The organism is Ancylobacter sonchi, from assembly GCF_018390695.1.
In the GTDB taxonomy this organism is placed as follows: domain Bacteria; phylum Pseudomonadota; class Alphaproteobacteria; order Rhizobiales; family Xanthobacteraceae; genus Ancylobacter; species Ancylobacter sonchi.
Genome location: NZ_JAHBGF010000025.1, coordinates 1 through 3,974, shown reverse-complemented (window position 1 = coordinate 3,974; position 3,974 = coordinate 1). Strand labels below are relative to the sequence as shown.

Below are 3,974 nucleotides of genomic sequence, written 5' to 3'. Positions count from 1 at the left end.
CCCATACGAGCCTCGGTGGCCTGTCCCAGTCGATGTTCGTAAGCTCGTCCCACGAGGACCAAAACCCAGCCGGGCCTAACTTATGACCAGCAGGAACTCAGGCGAGCACGTCACCTCGGCCCTGCCGATGTTAATGATGTTGCAGGCGCTGAGCTGCAGCCTCTGGGGGCCGTACGAGATAAGCTCCTGATTATGGAAAATAATGATATCAGACCTGTTGGGGATATCAAGAGTGTGGAATAGTATCGAGTCGGTCACATTCCCACGGCTCCAGACATTAATTGCCCATAGAACGCCACGGATGGTACAGCTTACCAACAGATCGACAATCGCACATTTTTATATGTAATAATAAATTCAAAATAACACTTGTAGACATAATTTTTTATTTACTATGATAATAATAGCTAATTTCTTAGCGTTTATTGGAAATTTCTGATTTCATTTTTGCATATATATTGATCAAATTTTCGACTTTCATTTCTTATGTCGATTTATTTTACTATTAATTATATTAAAATATTATGTATAAATATTATAAATAAGTCTCTAAGTGTGTCGGGTCCAACGACATTACGAATTAACATGGTTCCATTCCTACGCGGGATAATTTATCGGCTTACGGAATAAATAATCGCGGCAGTCACTATCATCAATTTCTTCGACCTATGTCTTGTTGCCAGGACTGCTAGCATCGCCCCCTCTGATACCGCATTGCGCTGCAGCATGAAATCGCTTCGCGAAGATCCAGTAACATATTATTTTATTGCGTGCAGGGAATTTTAAGTGCAATTTTGCGCCTGCCTAGACGCCAGATCTGGGATGGACAATATGAAAGTGGAGGAGACTATGAGCTGTCGACGCTGCAATGGCGACCTGAAATGCTTTCGTTGCCAGGGATCCGGATCGATTGTGTCAACTAAGAAGGTGTTTGGATTATTCAGTGTCGATACCGGTAATATTTTGATGTGTTCGAGCTGTGTAGGAACGGGCGAATGTCCGGAATGCGCGGAGTTGATTAAGGATGACTCATCTTCCAACTCAATTCACGATAGTGTACCATTCCTTGATGGCCCTGGCCAGTTTCGGATGCGATAGATCATGATCTGACATGGTATATGCCACCGGATAGGTGGGATAATTTTCCTTTTTGACAGTAGGCAGTCATCTGGTTCCACTAACTGACGTGGCTTGGGTAGCTTGGTGGTGGGTACAGGCTGCTTGCCGCGTCGACTTGCCTAGGTGTTTAGTCTCAGCATGTCATGGCTTGGCTGTGGATTGAACAGCTCCGGCTTTTCGGCGCTGATGTGCTGGAGTGCCTCGATCGGGGATCTGAACCGAAGCGCCTTGAGTAGCTTGGCGTGGTGGTAAGCGAGGCGTGGTGGTAAGCGAGCAGCCAGTCCGGGACGTGGCGTCGCAGGTCGTCGATCGAGGTGCAGTTGAGGGTGCGGACAGTGGTGTCCTTGATGGTTCGGACCATCCGCTCAGCTTGTCTATTGGTCGAAGGATGATACGGCCTGGAGGGTCTGTGCTCAGCGCAATTCGTGGCACAGACCCTTTTCCGGAGACATGAGCAAGGAGGCCGCATTCGGCCCTCTTGTTGTGCTGGAGGAACTACACGCCGGTGTCGGTCAGCGCGGTGTGGACCTTGTAGGGAATCGCCATGAGCACGGGCCTTGAGGAAGTCCGCCGCGACGATCCTAGTCGCCTTCCGGTAGTTCGGGCGAAGGCCAGCTTAGAGCTCTGATACACTGCTACAAACAGATGGGCCTTGCCGCCTTCATAGCGCAGCTCAGCTTTGTCGATGTGGAAGTAGCTGATCTCATACGCTTTGAACCGCTTCGGCTTTTCGCGATCCGCCTTCGGCAGCCGGTAGATGCCGTGACGCTGCAGGCGACGATGCAGTGACGAGCGGGTCAGATACGGGATGACGTCCTTCAGTGCGATGAAGACGTCGTCCAGCGGCAAGCGGGCGCACACGCAGTGCGCGTCGCGGCCTCTCGATGGCTGAGAGGACGGAGCTGTTCTACTCGTTCGGGCCCATCGGCGGTCCTCCACGGTCCCCCGAGATTGCCACTTCCTCATGGTCTCTTCGTTGATCCCGAAACGCCGTGAGAGGTCCGCGGCTGAAGCTTGCAATCGCAGTAGCTCCGCTCGAACGGCGTGCGTGGTCGCGGCGCTTCCGTGAAGAACCTAGCCCATAGCGTGTCCCTCTCTAACGGCGTCAACAATTCGCCACCACACCTTGAGACTAAACATCTAGGGAATTTCGAATCCGTCGGCATCAGCGCCCTGACCTTCGAGCAGCCATTCCGCCTTGAGGGGTTGCCCAGCAGGGTGGCGGCACCGGCGTAACCGCTAAACGGCTCTTCGTCGCCGGTTCATGATACGCTGTCGCGGGCAAGGGTCGCCGTGCTGCACTTCCTCCGTAAGTGCCGCTTGGGATGCCCAGCTGCAGGAGGACTCGTCAGGACCATATCCGTGACGCCACTCCAAGTCATGGCACTTTTGCGGCTTGAGGGGGGGAGACGGAAAATTTCGTCTCATAAGAAGTCGATTTCCATTGGGGTCTGACCCGGCAGGAGCGGATTTTCCATCGAGAAGTGACCCATGTTTTCACCACGTCTCACGCGGCACGCGCGGGGGCAGCGGAGTGATCGACGTGGAGTTATCGAGCGTTATCCGGTGCTGGCATCATCGGGATCGTTGCTCGATCCGGGAGATATCCCGCCGCTACCATATCCTCAAGACCGGCAACGACAGCTTCCGCTTCAAGAGCAGCTCGGCAAAGCCGCTCAAACCCACTAGGGTAAGCCGCGATACTTGACCGCCACCTGACCCCAAGACCACCATCCCCCCGGTCACTTTTCAGTGGAAATCTAGGGTCCCTTCTCGATGGAAATCAAAATTCATAAGATATTGAAATACTTTGATTTCATCCGACCCGTCACGCAGGCGCCGTTAACCTGCCACCTTTGAACCAATCGGGAATGCAACGGTCCTCGCGACAGTATGGGATTGCCCAAATCCCGCCATGGCTCTCATCCTTCGAGAGCCAGGCCCTCCGGTCAGTTGCTCGCCGTCACGCTGTCCACCTCAACGGGCGCGCTCCAGGTAGTGGTCAATCGGATTTAGCGTTCGGCTCTCCCACGACACGAAACCACCATAGGTACCGGCGAATAGCATTTCTCTCGACAGGGGACTTATGAGAGGTTTTGTATGGGGCCTTCCGAAGTGGGTGTTAGTTTGTTATCTGGGCGCCAGCCAGCGCTAGCAGCGGTCACCAACGGCCATACTCATCATGCCTCCAACAAGAGCATAATCGGCGCCGCTTACAACCAAGCATAAACGCATCACACCAGTGGAGAGAAGAAAAAGTGAATCGAGCCACCGATCCCGACAGCGCCCCACCAGCCATCGATAAGCCTATTCAAATAAGAGCCGGCCGCATTAGGTGGACGCTCAAGTCCTCTCCCGACGATTCGGAATATTGGGTTGGTAAGGGCGTTTTTGATTGCGACTATCTGTTCGATAATTGGGGCGGAGGCAGTTGGAAGTGTTCAGAAACCGAGCGCATATTCGACACGAAAGAAGACGCATTCAAATGGGCGCAACGTGACCTCACGCGTCGCATCCGTAACGTAGCGCGAAAATCAATTGAGGCGATTGAGGCAGAGAACGCCCGCTTGCGAGACCAGCTCTCCCGTTTGGAAGACGAAAATACGGGATACTGAACCGGCCCTAGATTCCTGGACGCCTTCTTCCCTCAATTTGAGGCAAGGAGGCCCCCGATGGGCAAAGCGAACTTCACCGAGGACTTCAAGCGCGACGCGGTCGTTCAGATCACCGAGCGGGGCTATCCGTTTGCCGAGGCGGCTGCGCGGCTGGGGATCAGCAAGTACTCGCTCTACGAGTGGAGGAAGCGGTATGGCAAGTCTGCCGCCGTGGTCCGCGGTGACGATCAGGCGGCTGAG

At 53.8% G+C, this 3,974-nt stretch carries 2 protein-coding genes and 1 pseudogene; 2 read left to right on the top strand and 1 reads right to left on the bottom strand.

Going from position 1 to position 3,974, the window contains the following annotated elements; genetic code table 11:
- Positions 1 to 1,238 precede the first annotated feature (1,238 nt).
- Positions 1,239 to 2,145, bottom strand: a pseudogene (locus KHC28_RS14485) (integrase core domain-containing protein).
- Positions 2,146 to 3,377: 1,232 nt separating this feature from the next.
- Here KHC28_RS14485 and KHC28_RS14480 point away from each other — a divergent pair.
- Positions 3,378 to 3,734, top strand: a complete 357-nt coding sequence (locus tag KHC28_RS14480; RefSeq protein ID WP_214009082.1) for a hypothetical protein — start codon at positions 3,378 to 3,380, stop codon at positions 3,732 to 3,734.
- 57 nt (positions 3,735 to 3,791) lie between these two features.
- Positions 3,792 to 3,974, top strand: a 183-nt coding sequence (locus KHC28_RS14475) for a transposase (RefSeq protein ID WP_214009081.1), incomplete at its 3' end; no start/stop codon positions are given.